Source organism: Vibrio artabrorum (assembly GCF_024347295.1).
Taxonomy (GTDB): Bacteria; Pseudomonadota; Gammaproteobacteria; order Enterobacterales; family Vibrionaceae; genus Vibrio; species Vibrio artabrorum.
In genome coordinates this window covers 1,102,734-1,120,499 of the sequence record NZ_AP025458.1, presented here as the reverse complement: position 1 = coordinate 1,120,499, position 17,766 = coordinate 1,102,734, and the positions used below count along the sequence as shown (strand labels likewise).

General features: G+C 45.6%; 15 protein-coding genes. 5 read left to right on the top strand and 10 right to left on the bottom strand.

Annotation, left to right across the window (positions count from 1 at the left end):
* Positions 1 to 22: 22 nt before the first annotated feature.
* Positions 23 to 640: a high frequency lysogenization protein HflD gene (gene hflD / locus OCU36_RS05235; RefSeq protein WP_061031766.1), complete on the top strand. Its 618-nt coding sequence runs from the start codon at positions 23 to 25 to the stop codon at positions 638 to 640.
* A 143-nt stretch (positions 641 to 783) separates the two neighbouring features.
* A complete protein-coding gene (gene purB, locus OCU36_RS05230) occupies positions 784 to 2,154 on the top strand; it encodes an adenylosuccinate lyase (protein ID WP_261839344.1) in 1,371 nt (456 codons plus the stop codon).
* A 242-nt stretch (positions 2,155 to 2,396) separates the two neighbouring features.
* On the opposite strand, the gene htpX is transcribed toward purB, so the two are convergent.
* Positions 2,397 to 3,260 carry a protease HtpX gene (htpX, locus tag OCU36_RS05225; protein WP_261839343.1) on the bottom strand — a complete coding sequence of 288 codons (864 nt, stop codon included), beginning with the start codon at positions 3,258 to 3,260 and terminating at the stop codon, positions 2,397 to 2,399.
* A gap of 276 nt (positions 3,261 to 3,536) precedes the next feature.
* Between htpX and OCU36_RS05220 the strand changes: the two genes are divergently transcribed.
* Positions 3,537 to 3,704, top strand: a complete 168-nt coding sequence (locus tag OCU36_RS05220) for a hypothetical protein (RefSeq protein WP_261839342.1) — start codon at positions 3,537 to 3,539, stop codon at positions 3,702 to 3,704.
* 116 nt (positions 3,705 to 3,820) lie between these two features.
* Here OCU36_RS05220 and bioD read toward each other — a convergent pair whose 3' ends face one another.
* The 4 genes from bioD to bioB are packed head-to-tail and all read right to left on the bottom strand — an operon-like array spanning position 3,821 to position 7,555.
* Positions 3,821 to 4,504 (bottom strand): dethiobiotin synthase, encoded by a 684-nt coding sequence (gene bioD, locus OCU36_RS05215; RefSeq protein WP_261839341.1) that lies wholly within the window; start codon positions 4,502 to 4,504, stop codon positions 3,821 to 3,823.
* A complete protein-coding gene (gene bioC / locus OCU36_RS05210) occupies positions 4,501 to 5,304 on the bottom strand; it encodes a malonyl-ACP O-methyltransferase BioC (RefSeq protein ID WP_261839340.1) in 804 nt (267 codons plus the stop codon). Before bioC ends, bioD begins: the two co-directional genes overlap by 4 nt.
* A complete protein-coding gene (gene bioF, locus OCU36_RS05205; RefSeq protein ID WP_261839339.1) occupies positions 5,305 to 6,516 on the bottom strand; it encodes an 8-amino-7-oxononanoate synthase in 1,212 nt (403 codons plus the stop codon).
* Positions 6,503 to 7,555, bottom strand: a complete 1,053-nt coding sequence (gene bioB, locus OCU36_RS05200) for a biotin synthase BioB (protein WP_261839338.1) — start codon at positions 7,553 to 7,555, stop codon at positions 6,503 to 6,505. Before bioB ends, bioF begins: the two co-directional genes overlap by 14 nt.
* A 159-nt stretch (positions 7,556 to 7,714) precedes the next feature.
* Here bioB and bioA point away from each other — a divergent pair, with 159 nt between their 5' ends.
* A complete protein-coding gene (gene bioA / locus OCU36_RS05195) occupies positions 7,715 to 9,007 on the top strand; it encodes an adenosylmethionine--8-amino-7-oxononanoate transaminase (protein WP_261839337.1) in 1,293 nt (430 codons plus the stop codon).
* Positions 9,008 to 9,139: 132 nt separating this feature from the next.
* On the opposite strand, the gene serS is transcribed toward bioA, so the two are convergent.
* From serS to lrp, 5 genes are all read right to left on the bottom strand, one after another.
* Complete coding sequence (serS, locus tag OCU36_RS05190) at positions 9,140 to 10,447, bottom strand: serine--tRNA ligase (RefSeq protein ID WP_261839336.1); 1,308 nt, start codon at positions 10,445 to 10,447, stop codon at positions 9,140 to 9,142.
* 142 nt (positions 10,448 to 10,589) lie between these two features.
* On the bottom strand, positions 10,590 to 11,945 hold the full coding sequence (locus tag OCU36_RS05185; protein ID WP_239847007.1) for a replication-associated recombination protein A: 1,356 nt from the start codon (positions 11,943 to 11,945) through the stop codon (positions 10,590 to 10,592).
* Positions 11,946 to 12,009: 64 nt separating this feature from the next.
* Positions 12,010 to 12,606: an outer membrane lipoprotein chaperone LolA gene (gene lolA, locus OCU36_RS05180; protein ID WP_261839335.1), complete on the bottom strand. Its 597-nt coding sequence runs from the start codon at positions 12,604 to 12,606 to the stop codon at positions 12,010 to 12,012.
* 69 nt (positions 12,607 to 12,675) lie between these two features.
* Positions 12,676 to 15,807, bottom strand: coding sequence for a DNA translocase FtsK 4TM domain-containing protein (locus OCU36_RS05175; protein WP_261839334.1), 3,132 nt, complete (start codon positions 15,805 to 15,807; stop codon positions 12,676 to 12,678).
* A gap of 164 nt (positions 15,808 to 15,971) precedes the next feature.
* Positions 15,972 to 16,466 (bottom strand): leucine-responsive transcriptional regulator Lrp, encoded by a 495-nt coding sequence (gene lrp / locus OCU36_RS05170; RefSeq protein ID WP_261839333.1) that lies wholly within the window; start codon positions 16,464 to 16,466, stop codon positions 15,972 to 15,974.
* A 156-nt stretch (positions 16,467 to 16,622) separates the two neighbouring features.
* On the opposite strand from lrp, the gene ald reads away from it, so the two are divergent.
* On the top strand, positions 16,623 to 17,747 hold the full coding sequence (ald, locus tag OCU36_RS05165) for an alanine dehydrogenase (RefSeq protein ID WP_261839332.1): 1,125 nt from the start codon (positions 16,623 to 16,625) through the stop codon (positions 17,745 to 17,747).
* Positions 17,748 to 17,766 lie beyond the last annotated feature (19 nt).

Genomic DNA, 17,766 nt, shown 5'->3' with positions numbered 1-17,766 from the left:
GAAGACAACTAGGAGTTACTACGTGGCTAATACACTTTATGACCGTACCATTGCTTTCGCCGGAATTTGCCAAGCTGTGGCTTTGGTTCAACAAGTAGCGAAAGACGGCCATTGTGATAAAGATGCCTTCGAAGCTTCACTCAGTGCTATTTTGAACACTAACCCAGCGAACACTGTGGGTGTTTTTGGGCGTGAAGCTAACCTAAAACTTGGGCTTGAGTGCCTAGTAAAAGGTATCGATAGTACTCCTGCTGGTAGCGATATTACTCGTTACATCATCAGCTTAATGGCGCTTGAACGTAAGCTATCATCTCGCAACGATTCTATGTCTCAGCTTGGTGACCGCATTCAAACAGCAGAGCGCCAGAGTGAACATTTCGACTTGTTTGATGAACAAATGATCAGCAACCTAGCGAGCATCTACCTTGATGTTGTAAGCCCAATCGGCCCTCGTATTCAGGTTTCTGGTACACCAGCGGTACTTCAACAAACCTCGAGCCAACACAAGGTTCGCGCCCTACTACTCTCAGGGATTCGAAGTGCTGTTCTATGGCGTCAAGTTGGCGGCAAACGTCGTCACCTTATCTTCGGTCGCAAGAAGATGATCGAGCAGGCTCAAATCCTATTAGCTCGAATGTAACTTATTAGCTCGCGCCTCGTCGCGAGCTTGTTTTTTGTATCAATACAACTCTCACGCAAACGTTTGCGCAATGTGCGTGACAATTGAGATTGTTACTGGTATAAACCTCTCAAAATTTAGAAAACTCAATTCAGGAGAACACCATGGAACTGTCAGCATTGACTGCTGTTTCACCAGTAGACGGCCGTTACGGAAGTAAGACTATTGCATTACGCAGCATCTTTAGTGAGTTTGGCCTACTAAAGTACCGCTCTATCGTTGAAATTCGTTGGTTACAAAAGCTTGCAGCTACTGATGCAATCAAAGAAGTACCAGCGTTCAGTGCAGAAGCTAACCAGTTTCTTGATGAACTCGCCGCTAACTTCAGCGAAGAAGACGCTCTACGTATCAAAGAGATCGAGCGCACAACAAACCACGACGTGAAAGCCGTAGAATACTTCTTGAAAGAGAAAGTAGCAGGCGTTCCTGAGCTTCACGCTGTAAACGAATTCATTCACTTTGCATGTACTTCTGAAGACATCAACAACACGTCTCACGCACTTATGCTTAAAGAAGCTCGTGACACTGTGATTCTTCCAGAAATTCGTAACGTTATTGATGCTATCAAAGCTCTTGCGAACGAGTACCGTGATATTCCTCTTCTTTCTCGCACACACGGCCAGCCAGCTTCTCCTTCTACGATGGGTAAAGAGATGGCTAACGTTGCGTACCGTATGGAACGTCAATTCAAGCAAATCGAAAGCGTTGAGATCCTAGCGAAAATCAACGGTGCTGTAGGTAACTACAACGCACACCTTTCTGCATACCCAGAAGTTAACTGGCACCAGTTCAGCGAAGAGTTCATCACTGAATCTCTTGGCGTAACTTGGAACCCGTACACAACTCAAATCGAACCTCACGATTACATCGCTGAGCTATTTGATGCTGTTGCTCGTTTCAACACGATTCTTCTAGACTTCGACCGTGACGTTTGGGGCTATATCGCTCTTGGTCACTTCAAACAGAAGACTATTGCTGGCGAAATCGGTTCTTCTACAATGCCGCACAAAGTTAACCCAATTGACTTCGAAAACTCTGAAGGCAACCTTGGCCTAGCCAACGCTGTATTTAGCCACCTAGCACAAAAACTTCCAGTTTCTCGCTGGCAACGTGACCTAACTGACTCTACGGTTCTTCGTAACCTAGGTGTCGGTGTGGGCTACGCAATCATTGCATACACTTCAACTCTGAAGGGTATTAGCAAGCTAGAAGTTAACCGTGATGCACTACTTGCTGAACTCGACAAAAACTGGGAAGTATTGGCTGAACCAGTACAAACGGTAATGCGTCGTTACGGCATCGAGAAACCATACGAGAAGCTCAAAGAATTGACTCGTGGTAAACGTGTCGATGGCGAAGGTATGCGTGCATTCATCGATGGTCTTGAGATCCCTGCAGACGAGAAAGTTCGTCTAAAAGAGATGACACCAGCGAACTACATCGGTCAAGCTGTCGAGCTAACTGACAAGCTGTAATTTTCGAATTTCGAATTGCAGAATATACTAAGGCTTCCCATGTGGAAGCCTTTTTATTACGTGCAATAACATGCCCAGACACAGACTTACCAAACAAGAACACAAACCCTACCTGTCACCTCACTTTGATCGACCTAAGCTCTCAGAGTAGGCAAACCACATTCCTTCCTATCGCCACTTAAACCACGATCAAAAAAGGCTCCCCGTAGGAAGCCTTTAACACTCTCTCAATATATTAGAGATTACATGTTACGTAGAGAAGCAATACGCTTATCAAGCGGTGGGTGGCTCATTAGAAGCTCTGTTAGAGAACGTTTACCGTTGATACCAAATGCCATCATAGAACCCTCTAGTTGTGGCTCGTGGCTCACCTTTAGACGCTCTAGTGCAGCAATCATCTTCTCTTTACCTACCAAGTGCGCTGCACCTGCATCAGCATGGAATTCACGATGACGGCTGTACCACATGGTGATGAAGCTCGCTAAGAAACCAAATACCAACTCCAACACCATAGACACTCCGAAGTAGACCATCATGTTGCTACCACCCTCTTCTTCGTTGTCGTTCGACGCCACAATGTTAGCAATGAAACGAGAAAGGAAGATAACGAACGTGTTCACAACACCTTGCATTAGCGTCATTGTCACCATGTCGCCGTTTGCGATGTGGCTAACTTCGTGAGCCAATACCGCTTCAGCTTCATCACGCGTCATGTTGTGTAGCAGGCCTGTTGATACTGCGACCAATGAATCGTCGCGCTTAGCGCCAGTTGCAAATGCGTTGATGTCTGGCGAATCGTAGATCGCCACTGTCGGCATACCAATACCAACTTGTTGAGCTTGACGGCTTACCGTCTCCATCAACCAGTGTTCTGTTTCGTTACGCGGGCTTTCAATGACCATACCGCCCACTGAACGAAGCGCCATTTTTTTTGACATCATTAATGAGATGAAAGAGCCGCCAAAACCGAATACCGCAGCCATTAACAGTAAACCAGACAGGCTGCCAGGTTGCATACCGGTAACTGCGTATACAATATTAAGAACAACACTTAGCACCAATACAACCGCAAGGTTGGTTGCAAGGAACAACATTACTCGCTTCATTACTTATCTCCGCATGAAAGCTGTTTTTATTAAACTTATTGTTATAAACAAGGTAGGCAGCAATTGATTCCAACCTTGAAGACTGATAGATACTCATACATATAGTCTTAGATTAGGAGAACAAGGTTAAGCATTAAATTGCAACATTTGATTACGAGACCAGATTCGAGTAGGCATGCTCTATTAGACCTAAGTCGTATGGTGTCAATATAACAATTCGTTTACAGTAACTATAGATGATTTATTGGCTATTCCATGAACAAAGAGGGAAGGAGCATGGTCGAAGGTACTAACACTCAAATGGCTATCGATTTATTGTGCTGTCACCTAGGGATTACTGAAGAAGAAGCGAAAAAGCAGATTGGACTCCTAACACCGCAAACGGCACAAACAAAAATCACAGAAACACAGCAAGCACTAATGGGACTCACAAAAGAACATTAACCCATATTTACTTATATAACAGACCGATTTTTTTATAAATTTATGGTCTAAAGGCTTAACAAAGCAAAGGGGCTGCTATTGCAGCCCCTTTGCTTGTTTAACATATAACTTGGGATTTAAAGATCAAGCAATGGTTGTACATTAATATACTTACCAATGTTCTTAGACTTCACTTTTGGCACGTAAGGAATTTCACCTAACTTCGGTGCACCTAGCTTGTCTTCAAGCATCGCAATAATATCAGCATAGTGCTCAGTGCCTGGGTTGATACGGTTTGCAACCCAACCAACCAAGTTTAAGCCATCGGCACGAATCGCTTCTGCAGTCAGTAGAGCATGACTCAAACAGCCCAGTTTAATGCCGACAGTCAGTACCACTGGCAACTGCTCTTTTTTCACCCAGCTAGACAGGTATTCATCATCTGAAACCGGCACACGCCAACCGCCAGCACCTTCAACTAAAACGATGTCAGAGTTTCGCTTATGCTGTTCTAGCTTTGTAGATAACAGAGTTTCATCCATCACTACGCCGTCATGCTTTGCTGCGATATGAGGCGACGTTGGTAGTAATAGTGCGTACGGATTAACGTCTTCGTAGGCAATATTTTGCGTCGCCGCTTCTTGCAGATGCAATGCATCACTGTTACGTAGCCCTTCAGGGTACTGTTCACATCCAGCAGCTACTGGCTTATAACCAATGGTTGATAGATCTTGAGCGGCCAAAGCTTGAAGAATCGCTTTTGAAACCACTGTTTTTCCCACTTCGGTATCCGTACCTGCAATGAATAATGCATCAATCATAATTGAATAACCCCTAAACAAACTTGATATGTTGCTGGTAAGAAACCTTGATGATTTTTAAACTCTTGATATTCCCGTTCAACAAGCTGCAACATACGTCGACTTGTTAAACCTTGTGAGCGCCCACTTACGTGATTAGCACCGATACCTTTAAGGTCGCGCATCAATTCAAACGCTGTATCATACCAAACCGTGATGGTGGGCAAGTCTAGTTGATGAGACTTACAGCTAGATTGCGCTAACGCAATTTTTACCTGATTGATTGTGATAAAACGGTTAACGTGTTGATGTGAGTCAATTTTTGACCATGAGTTTTCCAGTTCAAACAAAGACCCATCAAGCAATGTTGAGAAAATCACACATCCTCCATTAGCTGAAACACGCTTCATCTCCTTCAAAGGCGAGGATAAATCATCACACCATTGCAGTGCTAAGCTAGAAAAAACAATGTCAAAACATCCATCTTCAAACGGCAATTGTTCAGCATCTGCTTGTTGATATAGAGAGACCGATGCACCACAACGCTGCTCTGCCCTTTCTAACATGCCACCAGAAAGATCAGCGCACACGACTTCAGCACCACGCATAACCATCTGCTCGGAGAAATAGCCCGTCCCACAACCTAAATCGAGCACTTTTAAGCCCGAGAGATCGCTCGGTAGCTTATCCAGTAATCGGTGCCCGACCTCCCGCTGAAACTTTGCGTGTTTATCGTACGTTGTTGCCGCTTTTCCGAAGGCTTCAGCAATCGCACACTTATCGTGGGTTACGTAATTATGCACTACGGCTTCTTGTGACATTTACTGAGTCTCACTATTTGATTCGATGTTTGTTTCAATATTCGATTCAAAGCTTGATTCGATATTTCGTTCTATTGCTTGACGCAGTGAATCAGTTAACTGAAGAATTTGTTTCTGACTGTGATTGGCCGTTAACGTAATTCGTAAACGAGCAGTGCCTGACGGAACCGTTGGTGGCCTTATTGCGGTCACCCAAACTTGGTTTTGCTTTAACTCTTCAGCTATAGATAATGCCGCCTGATCTTCACCTATCACAAATGGCTTAATCGGAGTCTGAGTATCCACAAAGCCTTTCAAGCCGCTCATCTGCTCTGCATAGAGAGCCCCCAGTTCAGCAAGCTTCTCACGACGCCATTCTTGCTTTTGAAGCATCAGACACGCATGGGACAAAGCTACAGCTTGTGAAGGAGGCATCGCCGTCGAATACACATGATGACGAGCGAACTGAGTTAAGTAGTCACCGACCTCAGACGAACAAAGGATCGCTGCACCAGAAAGGCCAAATGCTTTACCAAAGGTCACCACCAAGAGATCAGGTGAGATTTGTGCCGCATCGCAGCTCCCTGCCCCTTGCTCACCGAGCACACCGATACCATGAGCATCATCTACCACCAGCCAACTATCGTATTGATTAGTCAGGCTAGAGATATGTTCGAGAGGCGCTTGGTCACCATCCATGCTGAATACGCCTTCAGTGACGACTAGAGACTGTGAAGACCGACCTAATAACGATTCTAGGTGCTGCGTATCATTGTGCTTAAAGCGTTTCATGGTTGCAGGACAAAGCATCCCCGCTTCCATCAAAGAGGCGTGATTAAGCTTGTCTTGCAGCAGAGCGTCGTCTTTTTCAAGCAGAGAAAACAACAAGGCTTGGTTCGCACTGAAGCCAGAGCTAAAGAGAATGGCACGTTCAAAGCCCAACCATTCACACAGCTGAGCTTCTAAATTTCGATGGGCAGCACTAAACCCCGTGACCAATGGCGATGCTGCACTGCCAGCACCATATTGAGAAAGTCCTGCTTGCCACGCCTCCACCAATTCAGGATCGTTCGCCAAGCCTAAGTAATCATTACTCGAAAAATTAATGAAGCGAGAACCTGCGCAAGTAAGCAAAGAACCATTACTGTTTTCGAGTACCTTGAGTTGACGAGTTAGCCCTTGCTCACGGCGATGCGCAAGCGCTGTTTTAATACGAGATTTAAACAGTGGCATCGTAAAACATGTCATCTTTCGTTGGACGAGCAGCAACGCGCTCCACCACTTGATCTAACAGTTCGTTTTCTTGAATTTCATCCGGCTTCTGAGCCACTTGTTGGCTGTTGATACCTAACTTCTTAAACAGCTGCATATCCGTGTCTTCATCTGGGTTTGGCGTAGTCAGTAACTTACAACCGTAGAAGATAGAGTTCGCGCCAGCCATGAAGCACATCGCTTGCATCTGTTCATTCATATTCTCGCGACCTGCAGATAGACGAACCGCAGACATTGGCATCATGATACGAGCAATCGCAATCAACTTAATGAAGTCAAAAGATTCAACATCATCGACGTTTTCCATCGGTGTGCCTTTCACTTTCACGAGCATGTTGATTGGCACACTCTCAGGGTGTACCGGAAGGTTCGCTAGCTCTACTAGCAGGCCTGCACGGTCATTGGTACTTTCGCCCATACCAATAATGCCACCAGAACAGATCTTCATACCGGCATCACGCACGTGAGATAGCGTATCTAAACGATCTTGGTAAGTACGAGTGGTGATGATGCTGCCGTAAAATTCCGGAGACGTATCAAGATTGTGGTTGTAGTAATCCAAACCTGCATCCGCTAGCTCGCCGGCTTGCTCTGGCGTTAACATACCTAATGTCATACAAGTTTCTAAACCCATCTCTTTCACACCTTTGATCATGTCAGTCAGGTGAGGCATATCGCGTTCTTTCGGATTTTTCCACGCCGCCCCCATACAGAAGCGAGTCGAGCCTGCGTTCTTCGCTTTTTGCGCCGCATCCAAAACACGCTCAACTTCCATCAAACGTTCTTTGTTAACATCCGTTCGGTAGTGAGCACTTTGAGGGCAGTACTTACAATCTTCAGGGCAAGCACCGGTCTTAATCGATAGAAGCGTACTCACCTGCACGTGGTTGTGCTCTTGGTACTGTCTATGAACCACTTGAGCTTCAAACATTAAATCCATAAACGGTTTTTCAAGCAGCGCTGTTACTTCAGCGACTGTCCAGTCATGACGAACTTCCACGTGTCGATCCTTTTTTATTATTTGATGTTTCATCTCTATCAATAGAGATTGCATTTATGCTTGGCTAGTCTACCGACAAGCTTTAGACTGTCAACACATTGATAATATCAAAAGTTTACATCTGATTATTTTTTAATCACACCAAGAATGGAAGTTACTATGGATCTCGCCTTTGATCGCCAGCATATCTGGCATCCCTACACATCAACGTTAACACCTCTGACCTGCTATCCAGTCACCAACGCAGACGGTGTTTACCTAGAATTAGAAGGCGGAAAACGAATTATTGATGGTATGTCATCTTGGTGGTCAACCATCCACGGCTACAATCACCCTGAGCTAAATGCTGCAGCTCACAGCCAAATCGATAAGGTTTCACACGTTATGTTTGGTGGCATCACCCACCAACCCGCTATCGATCTATGTAAGAAGCTTTTGAATCTCGCGCCAAGTAATCTTGAGCATGTATTTTTGGCCGATTCAGGTTCAGTCGCCGTAGAGGTTAGCCTCAAGATGGCACTGCAATATTGGCACGCTAAAGGACAACCTCGTTCAAAGTTCCTCACACTAAGAGATGGCTACCACGGTGATACCTTTGCGGCGATGTCAGTGACCGACCCTGACAACTCGATGCACAGCCTCTACAAAGGCTTTTTGCCGGAACATATTTTCGCTGATTCGCCAAAAACAGGCTTTTGGGATGAGTGGAACTCAAGTGACATCGATAGTTTTCGAGAAAAGCTGGCAGCACACCATCAAGAGGTCGCTGCGGTGATCTTAGAGCCTATCGTTCAAGGGGCTGGCGGCATGCGCATCTACCACCCTGAGTTCCTAAAACAAGTTCGCTTGCTGTGTGATGAATTCAACGTATTGCTGATCTTGGATGAGATTGCGACCGGATTTGGCCGCACAGGGAAACTGTTCGCTTGTGAGCATGCCGATGTTCAACCGGACATATTATGCGTAGGCAAAGCTTTAACTGGTGGCTATATGACATTGTCAGCGACGCTTGCGAGTAAAGAAGTTGCTGACACGGTATGTGGCGGTGAAGCAGGCTGCTTTATGCACGGGCCAACCTTTATGGGCAACCCATTGGCTTGCGCAGTCGGTGCGGCAAGTTTATCCATCATCGAGCAAGGCCATTGGAAAAATCAGACTCAACAGATTGAACAGCTCTTTTCTGAGTTGTTACCACCGTTGCGAGAACATGAACTGGTTAAAGACGTGCGTTGGTTAGGCGCGATTGGCGTCGTTGAAACTCACATACCCGTCGATATGGAAGCCATTCAAGCTCACTTTGTAGAGCAAGGCGTTTGGATCCGTCCGTTTGGTAAGTTGATTTATATGATGCCTCCCTTTATCTCAAACCCAGAAGAAATCCTTGCACTCGTCAATGCCATCGACACAGCACTGTGCACACCAGAGTGTTTTCAAACTATTGCAGATAGTTGAACTCTAAAATCAAACTGGCGCTAAGGTGCCGATTAGATATATTGATTTAAGAAGATAGAACATTAATACCGATATAAAAAAGCCCAGCATATAGCTGGGCTTCTAAATCATGATTCACGTTAGACGTGATAATTAACCGATGTGCGTTAATCCGCCCATATATGGCTGAAGTACTGCTGGGATAGCAATACGGCCGTCAGCTTCTTGGTTGTTTTCAAGGATAGCAACCATAGTACGACCCACAGCAAGACCAGAACCGTTTAGTGTGTGCACAAGTTCAGGTTTCTTTTCGCCTTTACGACGGAAACGAGCTTGCATACGACGCGCTTGGAAATCCCACATGTTTGAACAAGAAGAAATTTCACGGTAAGTCTCTTGTGCTGGAACCCATACTTCTAAGTCGTAAGTTTTCGCAGAGCCGAAGCCCATGTCACCTGTACATAGAATCACTTTACGGTAAGGAAGCTCTAGAAGTTGAAGTACTTTCTCAGCGTGACCCGTTAGCTCTTCAAGCGCTGCCATTGAGTCTTCTGGTTTAGTGATTTGTACTAATTCAACTTTGTCGAATTGGTGCATACGGATAAGACCACGAGTGTCACGACCATAAGAACCCGCTTCAGAACGGAAACATGGCGTGTGAGCTGTCATCTTAAGTGGCAGTTCAGCTTCATCAGTAATCGTGTCACGAACCATGTTCGTTACCGGTACTTCCGCAGTAGGGATAAGCGATAGCGTCTTAAGAGGTACGTCACTGACTTGCTCAGTTAGTGGGCTTGTGTGGAACAAGTCTTCGCCGAACTTAGGAAGTTGACCAGTACCGTAAAGGCTATCGTGATTCACTAGGTACGGTACGTACATTTCAGTGTAGCCGTGCTCATCAGTGTGAAGGTCCAGCATGAACTGAGCAATAGCACGGTGTAGGCGTGCAAATTTGCCTTTCATCACGATGAAACGAGAACCCGAGATTTTAACTGCGCTAGCAAAATCAAGACCGCCAGACATTTCGCCAAGATCGACGTGATCTTTCACTTCAAAATCGTAAGTCTTAGGTTGCCCCCAACGAGAAACTTCTACGTTGTCGTCTTCATCTTTACCATCTGGCACTTCTGCATCCGGTAGGTTAGGAATCGACATGGTGATCGTTTCTAGCTCAGATTGAAGATCAGCCAATGCTACTTTAGCTTGGTCTAGTTCTGCGCCTAAGTTGCCTACTTCTGCAAGGATACGCTCAGCTTCTTCATGGTCGCCTTTTGCTTTCGCTTGACCAATGGACTTCGATCGAGAGTTACGTAACGCTTGTAGCTCTTCAGTTTTCATCTGAAGGGACTTACGTTTTTCTTCAAGTTCACGAATTGTCTCTACATCAAGGGTGAAGCCTCGACGTGCTAATTTTGCCGCTGTTTCATCCAGCTCAGCTCGAAGTAATTTAGAATCCAGCATTGCTAATCCTATGCTTTAGTTATTTGAATATTCAGTAGTTTGCTACTGAATCACTGCTAAACCCCTAAAACTGGTGCTATTTCGACCAATTTATAACGATTTAATTGAAATTTTATGACTAGGTAACGATATCCAAAAAAGACTACTTTTCATAGCGTTTTTGTGGGCTTTTTGCGTCCAAATCCGCCAGATAATCTAGTTTCTCACCTATTTTGGTCTCTAAGCCTCGTTTTGTTGGGAAATAGTATTGCTTCTCTCCCATTTCAGGAGGGAGATATTTTTCCCCCGCCGCGTAGGCTCCTGGTTCATCATGAGCATAACGGTATTCTTGCCCGTAGCCCATGTCCTTCATCAAAGTTGTCGGTGCATTTCGTAAATGATGAGGGACTTCATATTCAGGAAGGTTGTGCGCATCTGTTAGGGCTTGCTTCCACGCGGTGTAAACCGCATTACTCTTTGGTGCACACGCGAGATAGACTACCGCCTGTGCAATCGCACGCTCCCCTTCAGCAGGGCCAATCCGCGTGAAGCAATCCCAAGCCGACATCGCGACCTGCATGGCACGAGGGTCAGCGTTACCGATATCTTCAGAAGCAATCGCCAGCAAACGCCTTACGATATACAAAGGATCGCAGCCAGCAGCAATCATTCGCGCAGACCAGTACAAGGCCGCATCCGGGTTTGAGCCACGAATTGACTTATGAACCGCCGATATTAGGTCGTACCAAATATCGCCCTTATTATCGAAGCGAGCGACTTTCTCACCAGCCACTTCAGCCAGCAACTGCAAAGTTATCGCCTTCTCGCCTTTATCGTTGTCTTCTGCCATGTCATATAAAAGCTCAAGATAGTTGAGCGACATACGCGCGTCACCATTAACCAGTTCAGCGAGGCGATCTAAGACATTATCAGCAAAATCAGCCGACACATCACCTAACCCGCGTTGCTTATCTTCAATCGCTTGGCGAATCACGAGTGAGATATCATCGGTATTCAGGGACGTCAGTTTGTAGACACGCGCACGTGACAACAAAGCGTTGTTCAATTCAAAAGAAGGGTTTTCTGTCGTCGCACCAATAAAGGTCACGGTGCCATCTTCGATATGAGGCAGAAAAGCATCTTGCTGACTTTTGTTAAAGCGATGGACTTCGTCTACAAACAGGATGGTTCTGCGCCCTGCTTGCTTGTTCTCACGCGCTTTTTCAATCGCAATACGAATGTCTTTTACGCCCGAAGTTACCGCCGATACGCGTTCAACTTCTGCATTAGCATAGTTTGCTGCCACTTCCGCTAACGTGGTTTTGCCGGTGCCCGGAGGCCCCCATAAAATCATCGAGTGAATATGGCCCGCTTCCAATGCTCTGCGAAGTGGTTTACCTGGGCCTAATATATGCTGCTGACCTATGTACTGTTCGACCGTTTCAGGCCTCATACGAGCAGCAAGGGGACGAAAATCTTCGTCCCCTGCAAAATCTAAGCTGTAATTACTCAATTGCAATCTCTTGATTCGTTGATGGCATTAACGCCTATCGACTTACGATCCAACGATCGACTCATTTGGATCAGTTTCTTTGGTCGTCGACCTCGACACCTTTCGGAACCACAAAAGTAAAACGATTGGTCGCGGGTTTACCTAAGTCAACATTGCTAAAGGTAAATGCACCTATTTGACCATCTTGCTCAATCACATTAAAGCCCTCAACAATGCCCTTGTCAGTGATCTTAATCTGGAAGTCACCCTGATTAGAATCGACAGCCGTTGGTGTTAAGGTAAATTGATCACCCGCTTGCGACACAGTGTAATTATCCCAATCACTTTCTTTATTTCGCGTCAGCAGAACAAACGGTGTTTGAGATGTGGCCTGCTCTTGCCAGTAAATACTGACTTGCTCAATGAACGGGCTGTAATACCACAAGCTTTGACCATCAGATACTAACAAGTTTTCATCCGGAAGAGTCGTTTCCCAACGAAATAAACTTGGGCGTGCAATCTCTACCGTGCCCTGACCTTCCATAACGACATCACCATCAGGGCTGGTTACGACTTGTTTAAAGTCAGCGCTAAAGCCTGCGTTTAATGCCAAACGGCTACTCAACTCTTCTTTCGGAGAAGCAAACACTGAGAAGCTCATAAATAAAAGTGCGAATACTTTTTTCATCAATAATCCTGTTAGAACATAAGTCGGTCATATTTTCGATTTGACCGACTTAATGGAAATCAGTTCCTACTAGAACTGATCTTTGGGTGGCGCAGGCGCCAAAACTTCACGGTTACCGTTATGCCCCGGAGCACTGACAATACCTTGAGCTTCAAGTTGCTCGACAATTCGTGCGGCACGGTTGTAGCCAATTTTGAATCGACGTTGTACGCCGGAGACTGAACCACGACGTGAATGCACCACGTGTTCTACCACTTGATCAAACAGAGGATCAACCTCTTCATCACCTTCCATCTTCTCACCCGGAAGCAAGGTTTCTGGGGTTTGTTCACCGTTAGTGATCTCATCTATATAGTTTGGTTTGCCACGCGCCTTCCAGTTATTCACCACAGCGTGCACATCATCATCCGATGCAAAAGCACCGTGAACACGCGTTGTATGACTAGAACCCGGCGGCAAGTAAAGCATATCACCCATACCCAACAATGATTCCGCACCACCTTGGTCAAGAATAGTACGAGAGTCCGTTTTGGTTGATACGGTAAAGGCCACACGGGTTGGAATATTAGCTTTAATAAGACCGGTAATGACATCGACGGACGGACGTTGCGTCGCGAGAATTAAGTGTACACCCGCCGCACGTGCTTTTTGTGCCAAACGGGCAATCAGCTCTTCGACCTTCTTACCGACCACCATAATCAGGTCAGCAAATTCATCAACGATAACTACGATGTAAGGCAGTTTTTCAAGCAGTGGCGCTTCAGGGTCCATGCTGTCACCCGGTTTCCAAAGAGGATCGTGAATTGGGTGGCCCGCATCTGCCGCCATCTTAAGCTTATCGTTATAGCCCTTAATGTTACGAACACCCAGCGCTGACATCAGTTTATAGCGACGTTCCATTTCGCCGACACACCAACGAAGGGCGTTCGATGCATCTTTCATGTCAGTCACCACTTCAGACAATAGATGTGGTATCCCCTCATAAATCGATAGCTCAAGCATTTTCGGGTCGATCATGATAAATCGAACATCTTCCGGTGATGCTTTGTAAAGCATACTCAGAATCATTACGTTTACACCGACTGACTTACCAGAACCGGTTGTACCTGCAACCAGAACGTGAGGCATTTTCGATAGATCAGCAATCACAGCTTCACCAGCGATGTCTTGTCCGAGAACCACTGTCGTTGGTGATTTTGCTTCTTGGAACTGAGGGCTAGCAACCACATCTGAGAAGAATACCGTTTGACGACTCATATTCGGCAGCTCTAAGCCCACATAAGGTTTACCCGGTATCACCTCTACGACACGTACTGCCAATGCAGAAAGTGAACGCGCTAAATCCATAGAAAGGCCAGAGATACGGCTGACTTTCACTCCGGGAGCCAGATCGAGCTCGAATCGAGTGATCACTGGGCCAGGGAAAATATCAACCACATCGGCCTTGATTTTGTAATCGGCTAATTTCGATTCAACCAAACGAGCGATGGCCTCTAGCGCATCACGATCAATGAAGGTTTCACGTTTTTCAGGACGGAACAGCAGTTCAAGCGTAGGCAGTGGTTCCGCTGGTTTCGGTAAATTAACATCTTGCTGAACTAAAAACGGATTTTGTGTCGCTGCCATATTCGCTTGAGCTTCAGAAACAAGGTTCTGGAATGCCGCAACATCTTGGTCTGGATGCACAGCCTCTTCTTCCGCTACCTCTTCCCAAGGAAGGTCAACGTCTGATTCTAAGCTCTGCGCTGTTAGCTGCTCAGGCTCTGAATGTTCTTCTTGAGATGAGAAGGACTCAAACGACTCGTTGGTTAATGCTGCGTTCGTTAACTCATCTTGAGTCTGTTCGAATTCAAGATCTGAACCTTGTTCATCGCTTTGCTCTTCCGCGACATCAAACGGTGAAGATTGTGCAGAGAAATCCCCTTCGACAGTGAACTCTGACTCACCTAAAGGTGAAGCATACAGAGACTCGGGTTGAACATCTTGCGAATCAAGCTCGCTATTCTGTTCTGGAATCCCCTCTCCTGTTGACTCAACGCTGTCAAAATCAACGGGCATTCCCGGTTGCTCAGTCTGCACATATGGTTGTGGTGTGACTTGAGGTTCGTGAGGATCACTCTGACTTTGCTCTGCGAGATCATTGTCATATATTGCTGCATTTTCTAGTTGTTCTATCGTTGCATTCAACTGTTTTGAACGCTCAACACCTTCTTGTAAGGTTTCTTCAGGTGCATGGTAGATTGGTGCTGAAGGCATAGGGTCAGCGACACGTTCTGGTTCAAGTTCTGGTTCTGGTTGAACCAAAACATCTTGCTTAACCTGAGTATCGACAGGCATGTGAATATTGTATTGGCGCTTAGAGGGTTCATGACCATTGTCTAATACATCGACTGCTGCATCCGAAGATTCATTGGTCGCAGAGAAACTCATCGCTGGATCCCATTGCTCTTGCTCCACTTCTTTTTTCTCTTCTGTTACATCGGCATAGTTTTCTATCGCGGGAAGAGCTCGGTCTGCAGATTCTTTTAGTTCAGGTTCGATCAACTCTTGATCTTGTCTACGGATTTTATTAACAACTGACGTAAAGAGTTGGATAGCACATTCACCCAACCAGTCAACGATGCTTAACCAAGAAATACCCGTAAGTAGAGTAAAGCCAGCCCCCCACAAGAAAAGAAGAACTAACGTACTGCCAAGAAGATTTAATATGGGAAGTGCAAGACTCGATAGTACGTCACCAACCACACCGCCTGACGAAAAGTACCAAATATCATCAAAGTTGATGTCGGCTAAACCGCAACTAGTAAGAATAAGGACGGTCAAACCAAGTAAGCGAGTGCCCCACAGCATAAAATCGATCGGCTCGTCTTCATTACGTTTGCGGAACAGAACCCAAGCGGCAACCGTCACGAGGATCGGCAGTGGATAGGCCAGAGAGCCAAACACAAAGAAAAGCGTATCCGCCAACCATGCACCTAAGTAACCACCTGCATTTTGAATATCCCCACCCCATGCCGTTTGCGACCATGATGGATCCGCAGGGTTAAAAGTGAATAACGCAACGGCAAGTAGAATAGAGAAGAGAACACCCAAAATCAGGCTGCACTCTTTGAGACGTTGAGAACCGTTCAAACGAGGAGACTGAGGCTCTTCACTCGTTTTAATGATTGTTTCTACTTTATTACTGCTGTGCTTGAACATAAACCAACTTAATAATTGAACGAAATAAAAATGTTACGAGAGGTCCAGCCCTCTCATTTCTATGAAACCACTGGTGATTTAACCATATCAAACAGAAAAACCCAATTCCAGAAAGCAAGAAAGCGGAACAAATGTCCGCTTTCTTTCATTTTCACCAACCGAGGTTAACGAGTTTTAATCACAAGTTGATTAGATTGTTTCACTTCTTCCATTACAACGTAAGTTCGAGTGTCGTTTACGCCTGGTAGACGCAGTAACGTGTCACCAAGCAACTTACGGTAAGCACCCATATCCGATACACGTGTTTTTAGAAGATAGTCAAAATCACCCGACACTAAATGACACTCTTGGATGTCATCCAGTTTCTGCACCGCAGTGTTGAATTGTTCAAACACATCTGGCGCACCACGGTTCAATGTAATTTCAACAAACACTAACAGTGAAGCATCAAGGTACTGTGGGTTCAGTAAGGCTGTGTACCCAGTAATGTAACCTTGACGTTCTAAACGACGAACACGCTCAAGACATGGAGTTGGAGAAAGTCCGACTCGTTTTGAGAGTTCAACGTTTGAGATACGACCGTCTTTTTGCAACTCATTAAGAATGTTGCGGTCAATACGATCTAGTTCCTTGGACGGCTTCTTATAATTGTCTGCCATTTTTTATTCCACCTTATTACTTCCTTGCAAAAAAATATACTACAACTTTTCAATATTCAGCATCAAATTTTACTTAAACCTATCTATACTAGATATTAATTCGACAGAATTACCCTACAAATAGATAAAACAACCATAATATGATAAGGAGTCAGGATGATCATTGGCGTACCTAAGGAAATCAAGAACCACGAATACCGCGTTGGTATGACCCCTGCTAGTGTGAGAGAACTAATCTCACATAGTCACCAAGTTTTTGTCGAAACCAATGCCGGTACTGGTATCGGTTTTTCAGACGATGATTACATCGCTGTAGGCGCATCCATTCTTCCTACTGCTGCTGACGTTTTTGCGAAAGCAGAGATGATTGTAAAGGTTAAAGAACCTCAAGCTGTCGAGCGAGCTATGCTTCGCGAAGGGCAAATATTATTTACTTATTTACACCTTGCACCAGATTTTCCACAAACTGAAGAGCTTATCAAGAGCAAAGCTGTCTGCGTAGCCTATGAGACTGTAACAGATAATATGGGTCGCTTGCCACTATTAGCACCAATGTCTGAGGTGGCTGGTCGCATGTCTATTCAAGCAGGTGCACAAACATTAGAGAAGTCTAACGGTGGTTGCGGTCTTCTTCTCGGCGGTGTTCCAGGTGTTGAACCTGCGAAAGTTGTTGTTGTTGGCGGTGGTGTGGTTGGTGCTAACGCAGCACGTATGGCCGTTGGCCTTCGCGCAGATGTCACTATTCTTGATCGTAACGTAGACACACTGCGTCGTCTTGATGAAGAATTCCAAGGTCGCGCTAAAGTGGTTTATTCTACTGAAGATGCGATTGAGAAGCATGTGCTAGAGGCAGACCTAGTCATTGGTGCTGTACTCATCCCTGGTGCTGCCGCTCCCAAATTGGTTACCAAAGAACACATTGCTAGAATGAAACCTGGCTCAGCTGTTGTTGATGTTGCAATCGACCAAGGCGGTTGCTTCGAGACTTCACACGCAACCACTCACGCCGATCCAACTTACATCGTTGATGACGTCGTTCATTACTGTGTTGCTAACATGCCAGGTGCCGTTGCTCGTACCTCAACTTACGCGCTGAACAATGCAACACTACCATATATTGTTAAGCTGGCGAACAAAGGTTACCGCGAAGCACTTCTATCGGATAAAGGCTTCCTTGAAGGTCTAAACGTCATCCACGGTAAAGTGACTTGTAAAGAAGTTGCGGAAAGCTTTAACCTCGAATACGTAGAGCCAGCGAACGCTATTGCAATGTTTAACTAATTACGTTTGCCCAGCTCGT

Bases quoted from the DNA above. Each gene is read 5' to 3' on its own strand.
- purB (WP_261839344.1), top strand. From the start codon at position 784: ATGGAACTGTCAGCATTGACTGCTGTTTCACCAGTAGACGGCCGTTAC.
- htpX (WP_261839343.1), bottom strand. From the start codon at position 3,260: ATGAAGCGAGTAATGTTGTTCCTTGCAACCAACCTTGCGGTTGTATTG.
- OCU36_RS05220 (WP_261839342.1), top strand. From the start codon at position 3,537: ATGGTCGAAGGTACTAACACTCAAATGGCTATCGATTTATTGTGCTGT.
- bioD (WP_261839341.1), bottom strand. From the start codon at position 4,504: ATGATTGATGCATTATTCATTGCAGGTACGGATACCGAAGTGGGAAAA.
- bioC (WP_261839340.1), bottom strand. From the start codon at position 5,304: ATGTCACAAGAAGCCGTAGTGCATAATTACGTAACCCACGATAAGTGT.
- bioF (WP_261839339.1), bottom strand. From the start codon at position 6,516: ATGCCACTGTTTAAATCTCGTATTAAAACAGCGCTTGCGCATCGCCGT.
- bioA (WP_261839337.1), top strand. From the start codon at position 7,715: ATGGATCTCGCCTTTGATCGCCAGCATATCTGGCATCCCTACACATCA.
- serS (WP_261839336.1), bottom strand. From the start codon at position 10,447: ATGCTGGATTCTAAATTACTTCGAGCTGAGCTGGATGAAACAGCGGCA.
- lolA (WP_261839335.1), bottom strand. From the start codon at position 12,606: ATGAAAAAAGTATTCGCACTTTTATTTATGAGCTTCTCAGTGTTTGCT.
- OCU36_RS05175 (WP_261839334.1), bottom strand. From the start codon at position 15,807: ATGTTCAAGCACAGCAGTAATAAAGTAGAAACAATCATTAAAACGAGT.
- lrp (WP_261839333.1), bottom strand. From the start codon at position 16,466: ATGGCAGACAATTATAAGAAGCCGTCCAAGGAACTAGATCGTATTGAC.
- ald (WP_261839332.1), top strand. From the start codon at position 16,623: ATGATCATTGGCGTACCTAAGGAAATCAAGAACCACGAATACCGCGTT.